The sequence below is a fragment of the Sphingomonas sp. 4RDLI-65 genome, assembly GCF_049472435.1.
Taxonomy (GTDB): domain Bacteria; phylum Pseudomonadota; class Alphaproteobacteria; order Sphingomonadales; family Sphingomonadaceae; genus Sphingomonas.
Map to the genome: position 1 here is coordinate 131,199 of NZ_JBCEBT010000002.1, position 13,801 is coordinate 144,999.

17 protein-coding genes and 1 tRNA gene are annotated in these 13,801 nt (G+C 67.0%); 2 read left to right on the forward strand and 16 right to left on the reverse strand.

Annotated features, from left to right (window positions below):
- Position 1: 1 nt before the first annotated feature.
- A complete protein-coding gene (locus tag VH567_RS05505) occupies positions 2–466 on the reverse strand; it encodes a DUF6456 domain-containing protein (protein WP_423323959.1) in 465 nt (154 codons plus the stop codon).
- Positions 467–578: 112 nt separating this feature from the next.
- On the opposite strand from VH567_RS05505, the gene VH567_RS05510 reads away from it, so the two are divergent.
- A complete protein-coding gene (locus VH567_RS05510) occupies positions 579–1,139 on the forward strand; it encodes a helix-turn-helix domain-containing protein (RefSeq protein ID WP_423323961.1) in 561 nt (186 codons plus the stop codon).
- 5 nt (positions 1,140–1,144) lie between these two features.
- Here VH567_RS05510 and VH567_RS05515 read toward each other — a convergent pair.
- The 8 genes from VH567_RS05515 to VH567_RS05550 form a co-directional block, all read right to left on the reverse strand.
- Positions 1,145–1,220, reverse strand: a tRNA-Val gene (locus VH567_RS05515).
- Between the two features lie 64 nt (positions 1,221–1,284).
- Positions 1,285–2,241 (reverse strand): hypothetical protein, encoded by a 957-nt coding sequence (locus tag VH567_RS05520; protein WP_423323963.1) that lies wholly within the window; start codon positions 2,239–2,241, stop codon positions 1,285–1,287.
- A 113-nt stretch (positions 2,242–2,354) separates the two neighbouring features.
- The gene (locus VH567_RS05525; protein ID WP_423323965.1) at positions 2,355–3,860 is read right to left on the reverse strand and encodes an NAD(P)(+) transhydrogenase (Re/Si-specific) subunit beta; all 1,506 of its coding nucleotides are present in this window, start codon (positions 3,858–3,860) and stop codon (positions 2,355–2,357) included.
- Positions 3,861–3,958: 98 nt separating this feature from the next.
- The gene (locus VH567_RS05530; RefSeq protein WP_423323967.1) at positions 3,959–4,279 is read right to left on the reverse strand and encodes a proton-translocating transhydrogenase family protein; all 321 of its coding nucleotides are present in this window, start codon (positions 4,277–4,279) and stop codon (positions 3,959–3,961) included.
- Positions 4,280–4,298: 19 nt separating this feature from the next.
- On the reverse strand, positions 4,299–4,514 hold the full coding sequence (locus VH567_RS05535) for a type II toxin-antitoxin system HicB family antitoxin (protein WP_423323969.1): 216 nt from the start codon (positions 4,512–4,514) through the stop codon (positions 4,299–4,301).
- Positions 4,511–4,759, reverse strand: a complete 249-nt coding sequence (locus tag VH567_RS05540; RefSeq protein ID WP_423323971.1) for a type II toxin-antitoxin system HicA family toxin — start codon at positions 4,757–4,759, stop codon at positions 4,511–4,513. The genes VH567_RS05535 and VH567_RS05540 overlap by 4 nt, the downstream gene beginning before the upstream one ends.
- A gap of 10 nt (positions 4,760–4,769) precedes the next feature.
- On the reverse strand, positions 4,770–5,891 hold the full coding sequence (locus tag VH567_RS05545) for an NAD(P) transhydrogenase subunit alpha (protein WP_423323973.1): 1,122 nt from the start codon (positions 5,889–5,891) through the stop codon (positions 4,770–4,772).
- 4 nt (positions 5,892–5,895) lie between these two features.
- Positions 5,896–6,099, reverse strand: coding sequence for an aa3-type cytochrome c oxidase subunit IV (locus VH567_RS05550; protein ID WP_423323975.1), 204 nt, complete (start codon positions 6,097–6,099; stop codon positions 5,896–5,898).
- A gap of 59 nt (positions 6,100–6,158) precedes the next feature.
- On the opposite strand from VH567_RS05550, the gene VH567_RS05555 reads away from it, so the two are divergent.
- On the forward strand, positions 6,159–7,574 hold the full coding sequence (locus tag VH567_RS05555) for a sigma-54-dependent transcriptional regulator (RefSeq protein ID WP_423323977.1): 1,416 nt from the start codon (positions 6,159–6,161) through the stop codon (positions 7,572–7,574).
- Positions 7,575–7,598: 24 nt separating this feature from the next.
- Here VH567_RS05555 and VH567_RS05560 read toward each other — a convergent pair whose 3' ends face one another.
- The 7 genes from VH567_RS05560 to thiD all read right to left on the reverse strand — a co-directional run bounded on the left by VH567_RS05560 (position 7,599) and on the right by thiD (position 13,752).
- A complete protein-coding gene (locus VH567_RS05560) occupies positions 7,599–7,940 on the reverse strand; it encodes a hypothetical protein (RefSeq protein WP_423323979.1) in 342 nt (113 codons plus the stop codon).
- Between the two features lie 11 nt (positions 7,941–7,951).
- Complete coding sequence (locus tag VH567_RS05565; protein WP_423323981.1) at positions 7,952–8,647, reverse strand: FRG domain-containing protein; 696 nt, start codon at positions 8,645–8,647, stop codon at positions 7,952–7,954.
- A gap of 133 nt (positions 8,648–8,780) precedes the next feature.
- On the reverse strand, positions 8,781–9,665 hold the full coding sequence (locus VH567_RS05570; protein WP_423323983.1) for a bestrophin family protein: 885 nt from the start codon (positions 9,663–9,665) through the stop codon (positions 8,781–8,783).
- 92 nt (positions 9,666–9,757) lie between these two features.
- Positions 9,758–10,816 (reverse strand): dihydropteroate synthase, encoded by a 1,059-nt coding sequence (folP, locus tag VH567_RS05575; protein ID WP_423323985.1) that lies wholly within the window; start codon positions 10,814–10,816, stop codon positions 9,758–9,760.
- Between the two features lie 151 nt (positions 10,817–10,967).
- On the reverse strand, positions 10,968–12,107 hold the full coding sequence (locus VH567_RS05580) for a site-specific DNA-methyltransferase (RefSeq protein ID WP_423323986.1): 1,140 nt from the start codon (positions 12,105–12,107) through the stop codon (positions 10,968–10,970).
- Between the two features lie 176 nt (positions 12,108–12,283).
- Positions 12,284–12,922, reverse strand: a complete 639-nt coding sequence (locus tag VH567_RS05585) for a ribonuclease HII (protein WP_423323988.1) — start codon at positions 12,920–12,922, stop codon at positions 12,284–12,286.
- On the reverse strand, positions 12,910–13,752 hold the full coding sequence (thiD, locus tag VH567_RS05590) for a bifunctional hydroxymethylpyrimidine kinase/phosphomethylpyrimidine kinase (protein WP_423323990.1): 843 nt from the start codon (positions 13,750–13,752) through the stop codon (positions 12,910–12,912). The genes VH567_RS05585 and thiD overlap by 13 nt, the downstream gene beginning before the upstream one ends.
- Between the last annotated feature and the right edge of the window lie 49 nt (positions 13,753–13,801).

Consider the following 13,801-nt stretch of genomic DNA (forward strand, 5'->3'; position numbering starts at 1 on the left):
CCTAACCAATCCCGTAATGCGCGGCCAGGCGGTCGAGCGCGAGCGTCAGGACCAGTCGCCCTGCCCGCGCTGGCCAGTGCAGCGCCTTTTCTGCGGCGGGCAGTCCCTCCCCCGCGCAGACCACGCGCCACAGGATATCCGCAAGCCCTGGCCCCACCGCCGCGATCGCGGTGTCGAACCGGCATTTCGCGGCGATCTGCGCGGACGTTGGATCCAGGCCGTCATGCCCGCCCCCGTCGACCCGCTCGGCCCAGCGCATCGTCACGCCCGGCGCGATCGAGGCGCGTTCGTAGTCGGCGCGCAATTGTTCGCCCGCTGCGAACTGCCGCGCGTCGACCAGCCCGCGCGACCGCAGCCAACCGAGCGGCGATTCGGCCAGATTCACCGTGACCATTCGCCCGCGCCGCGCCCCCGATGGCTGCGGAACGCCCTCCGAATCGATCGATCGTTCCACCAGCTCGCGCATCCGCCGTCTCCCGTTGTCGCTCCACGTCGATAGTGCCGGTTGCCATATCGGCATGGTTGTAGGACAGAGGAATAACCCATCTGGTTTGGAGCCTTTCGATGATCCCGGTGCAATGATCACTGCCATTCGCGAAGTCCGCCGCGCCAAGGGCCTGACGCTGGAGGATGTCGCGCGGCGCTGTGTCCCGCCGACGACCGCGCAGACGATCGGCCGGCTCGAGACGGGCACGCGGACCGTATCGGTCGGCTGGCTGAACCGGATCGCCGCGGCGCTGGGCGTCGAGGCGGGCGATCTCGTGAGGTTGCCCGACCGCGCCGACCTGCCCGTCACCGCGATCCTCGACGGCCGCGGCGTCCACGCGCCGCGCCGGACCACGACCGTGCCCCCGCCCCAGGTCGCTCCCGGACAAATCGCCGTGACGGTGGCGGGCGGGATCGGCGATTACCGCGCGGGCGACGTGATCTGGTGCGCGATGCTGGCGCCGGAGGGCTTCGCCACCGCGCTCAACCGCGACGTGCTCGTCCCGCAACCGGCTGGGCGGTTCGCGTTCGGGCGCCTTACAGGATTCGACGGCGGCGTGACGGTATTGCCGCCGGGCGCAGGCACGCAGCCGCTGGCCATAGCAGGCCCGGCCTGGATCGCGGTCGCTATGCGGCTGGTCCGCGAACTGTAGGAAGGTGGTGGGCGATGACGGGCTCGAACCGCCGACATTCTCGGTGTAAACGAGACGCTCTACCAACTGAGCTAATCGCCCCCTCTCGGGTTGGGGTGCGATGCCAAAGCCGGGCGGCCGGGGCAAGCTAAAAGGGCGCGGACCGTCACGGAATCCGCAGGTCGGCGCCCCTGGTAGCCACGATATAGCCGCGCATCGCCTCGCTCGCGCGATCGGAGAGCACCATGAACGCGCGCCGCCGGTCAACCAGATCGGGGCGGCGTTCGAACAAGCCTGTGTCGGTCATGCGCGCGATCCAGCGCAGCGCGGTGGTCGGCGCGACCGCGGCGGCGATGCACAGGCTGGACACCGACACGCGACCACGCTCGAGTTCGGCGGCGTAGAGATCGAGCAGCATGTCCCACCCCGGATCCTCGAACAGCGCGGTGCCGAAGAACTGATCGCGCAGCCGTCGCGCGCGGATCGCCCTGCGGACGTCGGCGGCGCTCGGCTCGGCCAGGGACGGCGGCGTGCCGTAGCGGTTCGTCCGGTCGCCGACGATCGGCGTGGCGGGGCTATCATCGTCGATCTCCGCGCGCGTCAGCCGCGCGAGCGCCTCGGCGATCCGCGCAACCTCGGTGTTCAGGCGTTCCAGCCGCGTGCCGTCGCTCTCACGCGTGACGTCGAACACCCCTGCGGGCATGCGCGCGGCCTCGGCGGCGACCACGATCGCCGCGACGCAATCGCCGACGGTGGGATCGACGAGCAACCGGGTGCTGCCGCCGAGCGTGGCCGCCGCGACCACGTCGATTTCGTCAACACCCAGCGCCACCACAAGCCCCGCCTGCAACGCTGCCGCCTGGTCGACGATGACGGGCAGGCGGTCGGCGAGCAGCGCGGGATCGACCCCGGCGACCTCGACGACGATCACCTGCGGCGTCGGGTGATCGCCGAATGCCGCGTGCCAGTCGAGCCGCCTGACGATCCGACCGCGCAACGCGGCGAGCGCGACGGCAAGCCGGTCCGGCGCACTGGGCGCGGCGATGAGGACCGCGTCGATCCCCGTATCGTAATCGGCGGTATCGTACTTGGCGGTATCGGGCAGGCCGTCCGGTCGGGTCATCACGGTCTCCGTTGTGATACGGAGACTAACCTGTGTCAGCGCAAGAGTTACACCCGAACTGGATCGAGTTCCGTTGGAGTTGGGAACGTCCTGCGCGTGGCGTAACCTAGCGCCTAGTCGAGCGCCTTGACGATATCCTCGACCATCTTCTTCGCATCCGCGAGCAACATCATCGTATTGTCACGGTAGAACAGGTCGTTATCGACACCGGCATAACCGACGCCGCCCATCGATCGCTTGATGAACAGCACGGTCTTCGCCTTTTCGACGTCGAGCACGGGCATGCCGTAGATCGGCGAGGACTTGTCGGTCTTGGCGGCGGGGTTGGTCACGTCGTTGGCGCCGATCACGAAGGCGACGTCGGTCTGTGCGAACTCGCTGTTGATATCCTCGAGCTCGAACACGTCGTCATAGGGCACGTTCGCCTCGGCCAGCAGCACGTTCATGTGCCCGGGCATACGCCCCGCGACTGGGTGGATCGCGTATTTCACGCGGACGCCCTCCGCCTTCAGCTTGTCGCCCATCTCGCGCAGGACGTGCTGCGCCTGCGCGACCGCCATGCCGTAGCCGGGGACGATGATGACTTGCTCGGCCTGGCTCATGAGGAACGCGGCGTCCTCTGCGGAGCCGCGCTTCCACGGGCGGTCGCTGGCGGCCGCGGGTCCGCCGGCGTCCGAGGACTGGCCGAAGCCGCCCGCGATCACGCTGATGAAACTGCGGTTCATCGCGCGGCACATGATGTAGCTGAGGATCGCGCCCGAGCTGCCGACCAGCGCGCCGGTGATGATCATCGCGCTGTTGTGCAGCGTGAAGCCCATCGCCGCCGCGGCCCAGCCCGAATAAGAATTGAGCATGCTGACCACCACCGGCATGTCCGCGCCGCCGATCGGGACGATCAGCAGGAAGCCGATGACGAAGCTGAGCAACGTTATCGTCCAGAAGATCCACGCCGACTGATCGGTGACGAAATAGGCGATCAGGCCGAGGATGCCGGCGAGCAGCGCGATGTTGATGACGTGGCGGCCGGGCAGCATGATCGGCTTGCCGCCCATGTTGCCGTTGAGCTTCAGGAACGCGATGACCGAGCCCGAGAAGGTGATCGCGCCGATCGCGACGCCGAGGCCGAGTTCGATCCGGCTGACCGGGTGGATGACCGCGAAGGGCTGGCCGATAAGCGGAATGACGAGGTCGGAGATGCCGAACGCCTGCGGATTGAGATAGGCGGCGATACCGACCAGCACCGCGGCGAGGCCGACGAGCGAATGGAAGGCGGCGACGAGCTGCGGCATCGCGGTCATCGCAATGCGGCGTGCGGTGCCGATGCCGATTGCCGCGCCGATGGCGATGGCTGCGAGGATTTCGACGACGGTCAGCCAATCGACAACGGGACGATCGAGGATTGCGCAACGGCCAATGCCCAACGGGCAGCCATTCATGCGGATCGGCACATGCGTCACCAGCGTCGTGACCACCGCGATCGTCATGCCGATGATGCCGAAACGATTGCCGCGCTGGCTCGACGCGGGGCTCGACAACCCGCGCAACGCGAGGATGAAACACACCCCCGCGACCAGATAGGCGAGCGATGCCCAGGGGCTGACCGTCAGTGCGTGTTCCATTCCATCCCCTTGCCGTCATGCCAGCGAACGCTGGTATCTCCCGGTAGTCGCACGCGTCCCCGCGGCACGAGACCCCAGCGTTCGCTGGGGTGACGGCCTCAGGGCTTGGCGACCGGCCGTTCCTTCTTCTTGTACATCGCCAGCATCCGCGCGGTGACCGCAAAGCCACCGAAGATGTTGATGCTCGCCAGCACGACGGCGATCAGGCCTAGCGCCTTCGCCACGCCCGATCCGGCACCGATCGCCCCCAGGACAGTCGGCGCCGCGGCGGCGATCAGCGCGCCGACGATGATCACGCTCGAGATCGCGTTGGTCACCGCCATCAGCGGCGTGTGCAGCGCGGGCGTGACCGCCCACACCACGAAATACCCGACGAAACACGCCAGCACGAAGATCGACAGGATCGCGATAAAGTCCATTATTCGGTCTCCGATTCCTTCAAGCCGCGGCGCGGGCTGCGGCGGGTATGGTACGCCCCATGTCTTCGGCGGCTTCGATCCAGCAGGCGATCGCGTCATAGGCGTTTGCAAGCGCGTCCTGCGGCGTGTCGCCGTCGGATTTACAGCCGGGCAGCGCCGGGACAACCGCCAGATATCCCCCGCCATCGGCAGGCGACAGCGGCCTGATCACGACTTCATAATCCTGCGGGTTCATCGTTCCGTTCTCCGCACCGCATCGATGAACCTGATGAGATCGCGGATGTAGACCGGCTTGATCGGTCGGTGCGCGGGGATCGTCAGGATCTCGATCTGGCTTTCATGCTTCACCTTGTAGTGTGAGCCGTTGCGTGGCGGGCTGCAAGCGATCCCCGCCCCTGCACACACCGCGACGACATCCTGGATTCGCCAGTCGCGCGGATTTGCCCGCATCGCATCGAGAAGCCGATCGCCACGCGTCACGCTCCCCTGATCAAGACAGCAGCCTTGGGTTCACGATCTTGCCGCCCTGGGTGAGGCGGATCGCGTCGCCGATTTCTGCGTCGAGCACGGGTTTGCCCGCCTCCTTGTCCCAGAAGGCGTTGAGGAAATTGTAGAGGTTGCGCGCGAACAAGGCGCTGGCGTCCGTGGCGAGGCGCGACGGCACGTTGCGGTGGCCGACGATCTTGACGCCGTTCACGACGACCACTTCGCCCGCGACCGAGCCCTCGACGTTGCCGCCCTGCTCGACCGCGAGATCGACGATTACCGAGCCCGGCTTCATGCTCGCGACCTGCGCCGCCGTGATCAGGCGCGGTGCGGCACGGCCCGGAATGAGGGCGGTGGTGATGACGATGTCCTGCTTGGCGATGTGCCCCGAGACGAGCTCGGCCTGCGCGGCCTGGTATTCGGGGGACATCTCGCCGGCATAGCCGCCCGTCCCCTCGCCTTCGATGCCGGCGACGTTCTCGACGAAGATCGGTTTGGCGCCGAGCGACTGGATCTGCTCGCGGGTCGCGGCGCGCACGTCGGTCGCCGACACCTGCGCGCCGAGCCGCCGTGCGGTCGCGATCGCCTGCAAGCCCGCCACGCCGACGCCCATCACGAACGCCTTGGCCGCGGAGATCGTGCCCGCCGCGGTCATCATCATCGGGAAGGCGCGACCATATTCGGCGGCGGCGTCGAGCACCGCCTTGTAGCCCGAGAGGTTCGACTGCGACGACAGGATGTCCATCGACTGCGCGCGCGTGATGCGCGGCATGAACTCCATCGCCAGTGCTTCGTAGCCGGCCGCGGCGTAGGCCTCGGTCCGGGCACGCTCTGCAAAGGGATTGAGGCTGGCGACGATCCATGCGCCCGGTGCGACACCGGCCAGCGACGCCGCGTCGGGGCCCTGCACGCCGAGCACTATGTCCGCCCCCGCCAAGGTCGCCGCACGATCGCCGACCGACGCGCCGGCGTCCGCATAGGCGGCGTCGGCGATCGAGGCGGTCTCGCCCGCCCCTGCCTCCACCGCCAGCGTTGCCCCCAGCGCGATGAACTTCTTCACCGTTTCCGGCGTCGCGGAAACCCGCCGCTCGCCGTCCGCTTGCTCTTTCAGGACGGCGATCTTCATCGTGTTACGAGATCAGCCAGATGACGAGCGCGACGACCAGCGCGCACCCGACCGAGCCCCATTTCATCATCCCCGTCACGCTCGAATAGGTCGCCACATGCGCCTTCATGTCCCCGTTGCCGGCCATGGTTCGTGCCCCAATCCTGTGAGTGCCATCCTCTATGTGGCCGACCTTAACCCGCACATCGGGGATCGCCAAGCGCGACATTTAAGGCGACCTTTACTTGGCCACGCTATTGCACGTGCCGGAACGGGACAGGATTCGCCATGACGCGTAACGGCCAGCGCCTAGTATTGCTGATCGACGACGAGCCCGCACAGCGCCGGCTGGTCGCCGCGCTTGCTGCGCGTGGCGGTTGGCGCGCGGTGTTCGCGACCGATGGCGAGATGGCGATCGCCACGCTCGGCACGCAGGACGGAATGCAGCTCGACGCGATCCTGCTCGATCATTCCGCCCCCGATGGCGACGCGACCACGCTGATCGCCGAACTGCGCGACCGTCGCCCCGCGCTGCCTATCCTGATGCTCACCGCCAATGGCTCGGTCGCGCATGCGGTCAGCGCGATGCGCGCGGGCGCCACCGATTTCCTGGTCAAGCCGCTCGCGCCCGACCGCGTGCTCGCCGCGCTGGAGGCGGCGATCGCCGGCACCGCCGCGGGCGAACTGCGCCCGCTCACCGAAAAGATCCCCGCGCTGCTCGCGTTCGACGAGATCGTCGGATCCTCCCCCGATTTCCGTGCCGCATTGGCGATCGCGGCCAAGGCGGCCCGCGCGCGCGTCGCGGTGCTGGTCGAGGGCGAGAGCGGGGTCGGCAAGGCAGTCGTCGCCGAGGCGATCCACGCCGCCTCGCCGCGCGCCAAGAAACCGATGATCACCGTCAATTGCGCGGCGATGCCCGCCAACCTGATCGAATCGGAACTGTTCGGGCACGAGGAGGGCGCGTTCACCGGCGCGTTCGAACGCAAGATCGGCCGGTTCCACGATGCCGATGGCGGCACGCTGTTCCTCGACGAGATCGGCGAGATGCCACTGGAGGCGCAGGCCAAGCTGCTCCATCTGCTCCACACCGGCGAGGTCCAGCCGATCGGCGCGCGGCATGCGCGCGACGTCGACGTCCGGGTGATCGCCGCGACCAACCAAAGGCTGCTCGACGAGGTCGAGGCGGGGCGGTTTCGCGAAGACCTGTATTACCGGCTGAACGCGGTGCAGGTGACGATCCCCCCTTTACGCGAACGCACCGGCGACATCCCCGCGCTCGCCCGCCATCTGCTCGCGCGGATCGCCGAGCAACCGGGGTTGCGCCCGCTCGGGATCACCGACGCGGCGCTGAAGCTGCTGGTGCATTACGACTGGCCCGGCAACGTCCGCCAGTTGCAGAACGCGCTCTTCCGCGCCGCCGTGCTGTGCGAAGGCGCCGCGCTGACCGAGGAGGATTTCCCGCAGATCGCCGCGCTCGGCAACCGCCAGCGTGGGCCCGCGACCGTGGCCGCAGGCGGTGGCGGCGTCACGTTGTTCCGTCCCGACGGCAATCTGCGCGCGCTCGAGGAGATCGAAGCCGACGTGATCCGCCTGGCGATCGGCCATTATCGCGGCCGCATGACCGAAGTCGCGCGGCGGCTGGGGATCGGCCGCTCGACGCTGTACCGCAAGCTCAGCGACCTGGGGATCGACAACGCCGCGTGAGCATTGCTGGATCGTCGCGCGGAATCAGGCGAACGCGCGCCGTTGCAGCGAATGGGTCGAAACATCCCGCAACCCGTTCGCGTCGGTCGGATCGATCGTCACGACCGATTCGAGCACTTCCGAACGACCCGGAATCGCACCTTTCACCTCGACGATCGTGTTCGCGATCATCTGGAGATCGCCGTTGAGTTTGGTCGAAAGCGTAGAGGGGATAAACCGCACCGACTTGACGACGGCCTCCTTGCCGAACCGCGCCAGTTCCTGTTCGATCGCCTGACCAACCGCATCGACGATGGCGGGGCGCTGCCAAGGCAATGCATCGGAGCCGCTGGCGAGATCGGTGCCTGGTATTTCGATACCGCTCATGACGTTCTCCATCACGCAATCGCCGAAAAGGGCTTGCCGGTTCGCAGGCGCCAGTCGAGCGCCTTGCACAGCCCATCAAGGTCTGGATAGATGTGGGACGCATCGATCCCCAAGTCCAGCAGTCGTGCCTGAAAATGCTCCCTGAGGCATTGAGGAATGATGAACCGGTCATTCTCCGGGATATCCAGCGGGATCTTTGGATTGCCGTGCAGGGTGAAGATGCCGCGTTGGGTCGTGATCCGGGACGAAACCGCCGGTGTCTCGATGAGATAGACGTGCTCCCGGATATCAAGCGGTCCGGCGAACCCGTTATTGCTGCGCACACCGCGATTGGTCGACAGATCGAAGGGTTCGACATCCTCCCGCAAGAGATCGAGACCATAGATCACCGCATCCCCGGCGAGCGGGAACGACGCGACCGCGAACCATGCCGCCACCAGCGGGCTGGTCGACCAGTCGGCCAACCGTGTCGGCAGTCCATGATGCTGCGCCAGCGCAAGCCATTCGAACTCCGACCCCGGCATGATCTGGACGAAGGGCCGCGCCGCGCGCTTGAACGCATCGAACATCTGCCGCTCCTTGGGCAGCGCATAACCATATTCGGCACGGCCGATCCTCGGCCGGATCGGAACATCCTCGGCCTGGCCGCGGAAGAGATAGGCCCCGGCGCGGTGCACCTCCGTCCAGTGCCAGAACGCATCCCACAAATCCGCTATCGTCATAGATGCCCCCTCCAAGAGGAGGCATCAGCGCCGCGGGATAATCAATCGGAGACGCGACCAGATCGGTGAGACTATCCCTACAACGCGACCCCGCACGGGACCGCGCCGACACGACACCCTACCAGAGCACGCCCTTGTCGGGCTGCAACGGCTCTGGCGCCGGATCGCCGATCGCCTGGAGCAGGTCGATCTCGATCGTGCGGCACATCGCGTTGAGCGGCACGTCGTGGATCGTGTCGGCGAACGGATCGACGAGATCGTCGCCGATCTGGAGCACGGCCAGGAACATCAGGCCGGCGATCGTCGAGCCGACCGGGGTCGCGTAACCCAGCGTCTCAACCAGGCCGATCGGCAGCAGCACGCAGAACAACCGCGTGAACAGGCTCGGGAAGAAGCGATACTGGTTGGGCAGCGGCGTGTTCTTGATCCGCTCCATGCCGCCCTGCGCGTTGGCGATGTCGACCAGGATCGCCTCGAACTGCGTCTGCTGGATGGTGTCGATCCAGCCGTTGCGGCGCGCGATGTCGATCCGGCGGCCGGTGCCGTCGAGCAGGCCGTTGGCGATGTTGGTCCGCTCGAGCGCGAACGACGCCTCCTCCTTCGACAAAAAGCGCAGCACCTCTGGCGGGGCGGGCTGCTTGCGCAACTGGCAGCGCAGCGCGTTCACATACGCGATCTGGCGGAGCACGATGGTCCGCTTCATGTCATGGCCCTCGGGCTCGGGCAGCATGTTGCGCGCCATCCGGGCCAGGTTGCGCGAGGCGTTGATCATCAGGCCCCACAGCCCGCGGCTTTCCCACCAGCGCTGATACGCCGAGTTATCGCGGAAGCCGAGGAACAGCGCGAGCGCGGTACCGAATAGGGTCAGCGGTAGGGCCGGCGCGTGGAACGGCAGGACGTAATAGGTGATCGTGACGACCACGTCCCAGACGAAGAGGCCGAGCAGCGGGCGCCAGACCTCGCTGAGGATCTGGCTCATGCGTGGTGTAGCAGTGACGATCAAACGAAAGCTCCCTTGTTTACAGGGCTTTTAATGCGCGAAGAGGCGTTTCGCTGCAATGCAGCGATGATCGGCCGCCCGGCTTGCCTCCCCGGTTACCCGCCGACGAGCGACTGATCGCGCAGGCCGCGCCAGATCTTCACCGCCTGGACCGTCTCGGCGACGTCGTGGACGCGCAGAATCTGGACGCCCGCCTCTGCGCCTTTCAGCGCCAGCGCGAGCGAGCCGGCGAGACGCTGGTCGACCGGTGCCTCGTTCGACAGCGCGCCGATCAGGCGTTTGCGGCTTGCGCCGAGCATGATCGGGCAACCGAGGCCGTGGAAGATCGCGAGGCCGTTGAGCAGCGCGAGGTTCTCCGCCAGCGTCTTGCCGAAGCCGATGCCGGGATCGACCATGATCCGCGATCGATCGACGCCGCCCGCGACGACCGCGGCGATGCGCGTTTCGAGCCAGTCGAACACGTCGGTCAGGACGTTGGTGTAGCCGCCGTCGCCGTGTCCGCCCTTTTTCGGGTCGGGCGAGTGCATCAGCACGACCGGGCAGCCGCTTTTTGCGACGACATCCAGCGCGCGGTCGTCCCAGAGGAGCGCGGCGACGTCGTTGACGATGTGCGCGCCGGCGGCGAGCGTCGCCTCCATGACGGCGGCCTTGCGCGTGTCGACCGAGACGATCGCGCCGGCGCGTGCGAGGCGCTCGACGACGGGGACCAGGCGCGTGATCTCGTCGCCTTCCCACACCGCTGCCGCGCCGGGGCGGGTGGATTCCCCGCCGACGTCGATCATCGTCGCGCCGGCAGCGGCCATGTCGATCCCGGCTGCTGCTGCGGCGGCGGGGTCGTCGACATGCTTGCCGCCGTCGGAGAAGCTGTCGGGGGTGACGTTGAGGATGCCGGCGACGATCGGCTGGTCGAAGCGGAGCGTGCGCTCGCCGAGCTGGAGTGCGGCGCGGGGTGAAGTGATGGCGGCGTGGAGGTGCGCGGCGCGTTCGCCGAGTGTTGCGATGTCGGCAACGCGGATCGTGCGGCGGGTGCGGCCTTCGATCACTTCGTAGGCGGCGAACCATTGCAGGCCACCGGCGAGGCGCGCGACGCTGCCGTCTTCGTGGCCGATCGGGGTGTCGACGAACTGGGTCGGGCGGAGGTGGAGGCTGGTCATGATCCCCTTTTCCTCAAATCCACCGTTCGTTCAAACCACCGTTCGTCCCGAGTAGACATCGAGCTTGGCAAGATGGCGTATCGAGGGACATGTACCTCGATACGAGCCCTCGACTACGCTCGGTCTCTACTCGGCACGAACGGAACTTTGCTCAGACCGTGGTCGCCAGCAGATACGTCTGGCGGAGATCGTCGATCGGCTTCAGGCCCTTGTCGCTTTCGTAATGCCAGAAGCTCCAGCCGTTGCAGGCCGGGGCGTTCTGCAAGGTCGAGCCGAGCTTGTGGATCGAGCCGATCGTGCCGCAGTCGCTGAGCAGCGAACCGTCCGCGCGGATCGTCGCGCGCCAGCGACGCTTCGAATCGGTCAGCACCGCGCCGGGGACGAGATAGGCGTTCTCGACCAACACGCCGAACGCGACCTTGGGCTGCGTGCGCGGGCTCATCATCGTGCGGATCGCCGATTCGTCGAGCGGCAACGCGGCCTCAATCCGCTCGTGCGCGGCTTCGATGTAGTCGCCCTCGCGGTCGATGCCGATCCAGCTGCGGCCGAGCCGCTTGGCGACCGCGCCGGTGGTGCCGGTGCCGAAGAACGGATCGAGCACGACGTCGCCGGGCTCGGTGCAGGCGAGCAGGATCCGGTACAGCAGCGCCTCGGGCTTCTGCGTCGGGTGGACCTTGGTGCCGTTCTTCTTCAGTCGCTCAGCGCCGCCGCAGGTCGGGAATTCCCAATCGCTGCGCATCTGGAGCTCGTCGTTGAGCGTCTTCATCGCGCGGTAGTTGAAGTGGTATTTCGCCTTCTCGCCCTTCGATGCCCAGATCAGCGTCTCGTGCGCGTTGGTGAAACGGGTGCCCCGGAAATTGGGCATCGGGTTGGTCTTGCGCCAGACGATGTCGTTGAGGATCCAGTAGCCGAGATCCTGCACCGCGGCGCCGACGCGGAAGATGTTGTGGTAGCTGCCGATGACCCAGAGCGAGCCGTCGTCCTTGAGGATGCGGCGCGCTTCCTTGAGCCAGGCGCGGGTGAAGCGGTCGTAGGCGGCGAAGGTGTCGAACTTGTCCCAGTCGTCGGTGACGGCGTCGACGTGCGACCCGTCGGGGCGATAGAGTTCGCCGCCGAGCTGGAGGTTGTACGGGGGGTCGGCGAAGATCATGTCGATCGAGTTCGACGGGAGCGTCTTCATGTGCTCGATGCAGTCGCCGCGCAGGATCTGGTCGAGCGGAAGGACCGGCTGAACTGCCGGCTCCGCTGCCTTCTTCGCACGCGGCCGTGCGATCGTGTCGATCAAACCCATGATTTCCGCCCCTTATCGGTGCCCATAGCGGCGGAATTGTCCGACTCCGTCAAGCAAACATTCGTTAACGGCGTTTCGGTGCGATTCCGTCGCTGCGACCAATCGAGTCGCCGTTGCCCAGATGTTGAGTCGTGGGAGACTCGTGGCTCAAGCCCTTGGGGTGTGGCGCGAAAGACTCAGCTCGTCGTTTCCGTCGCGAACAGTCCCTCGCGGGCGAGATAGGCGGCGGCGACGGGGGCGAAACTGCGGCGGTGAATCGGCGTGGGGCCGTGATCGCGCAGTGCCTTCATGTGATGCGCGCAGCCGTAACCCTTGTTCGAATGCCAGTTATATTCGGGGTGCATTTCGGCCGCGGCGATCATGATGAGGTCGCGGGTGTGCTTGGCGACGATCGAGGCGGCGGCGATCGACAGCGATTTCGCATCGCCGCCGACCAGCGGCGTGGCGGGGTAGGTCCAGCGCGGCAGGCGGTTGCCGTCGACGAGAACGTGGCCGGGCGCGTGGCCGAGTTCGACCGCGAGCGCGTCGACGGCGAGGGTCATTGCCTTCATCGTCGCCCAGTAGATGTTGAGCGTATCGATCTCTTCCGGCTCGACGATGCCGATGCCGACGATCGCGCAGCCTTTGAGCCGCGCGCAGAGCCGTTCGCGTTCCGAGGCGGAGAGCTTTTTGGAGTCGTCGATGCCGCGGGGGACGCCTTTTGACGGCAGGATCACGGCGGCCGCCACGACCGGTCCGGCGAGGGGTCCGCGGCCAGCTTCGTCGACACCGGCGACGGGGCCGACGCAGAGCTTTTCGTGTTTCATGCCGGGCATTGGGGGGCTTTCAACTGGTCGAACGGGCTGGTGCCGAGCGCGTGCCCCATCGGGCCGTGCCCTGCGCCTAGGCCCGGTGCGTTTGCAAGCGCGGCGCGGACGAACGCGATGGCGCGCTCGATCGCGGCGTCTAGCGGCATGCCCTGGGCGAGGCCGGTGGCGATGCCGCTGGCGAGCGTGCAGCCGGTGCCGTGCGCGTGGCGGGTGTCGATGCGGGGGTTGGTCCAGCGGGTTTCGCCGGCGTCGGTGACGAGGCGGTCGGTGATGTGCGGGCCTTCGCCGTGGCCGCCTTTTATGAGGACGGCTGTGCCGAGCGCGCGGATTGCGGCCTCGCCGCCGAGGGCTGCGAGTTCTGGGAGGTTGGGGGTTACGAGGGTTGCGATCCGCATGAGGCGGGTGAACGCGGCGATCGTCTCAGGGTCGGCGAGGATGGAACCGCTGGTGGCGATCATGACTGGATCGAAGATGACGGGGATGCGCCTAGCTTGTTCTCCCGCGAAGGCGGGAGTCCAGTCTGGGCTCCCGCCTTCGCGGGAGAACAAGCTGACTAGGCGGTCGGCTACGGCGTTTGCAGTGGCTGCCGAGCCGATCATACCGATCTTCACCGCGTCCACGCCGATGTCCGAGACGACCGAGTCGATCTGCGCGAGGACGATGTCGGTCGGGACTTGGTGGACCGCCTGCACGCCGAGCGTGTTCTGCGCGGTGATCGCGGTGACGGCGGTCATCGCGTGGCCGCCGAGCATCGTCACGGTCTTGATATCCGCCTGGATTCCGGCGCCGCCGCCCGAGTCCGAACCGGCGATGATGAGGATTCTGGCGGTCATCACGATCGCTATGGCATAATCGCTGGGCTGCGGGACAGTGTAGGACTCCAGC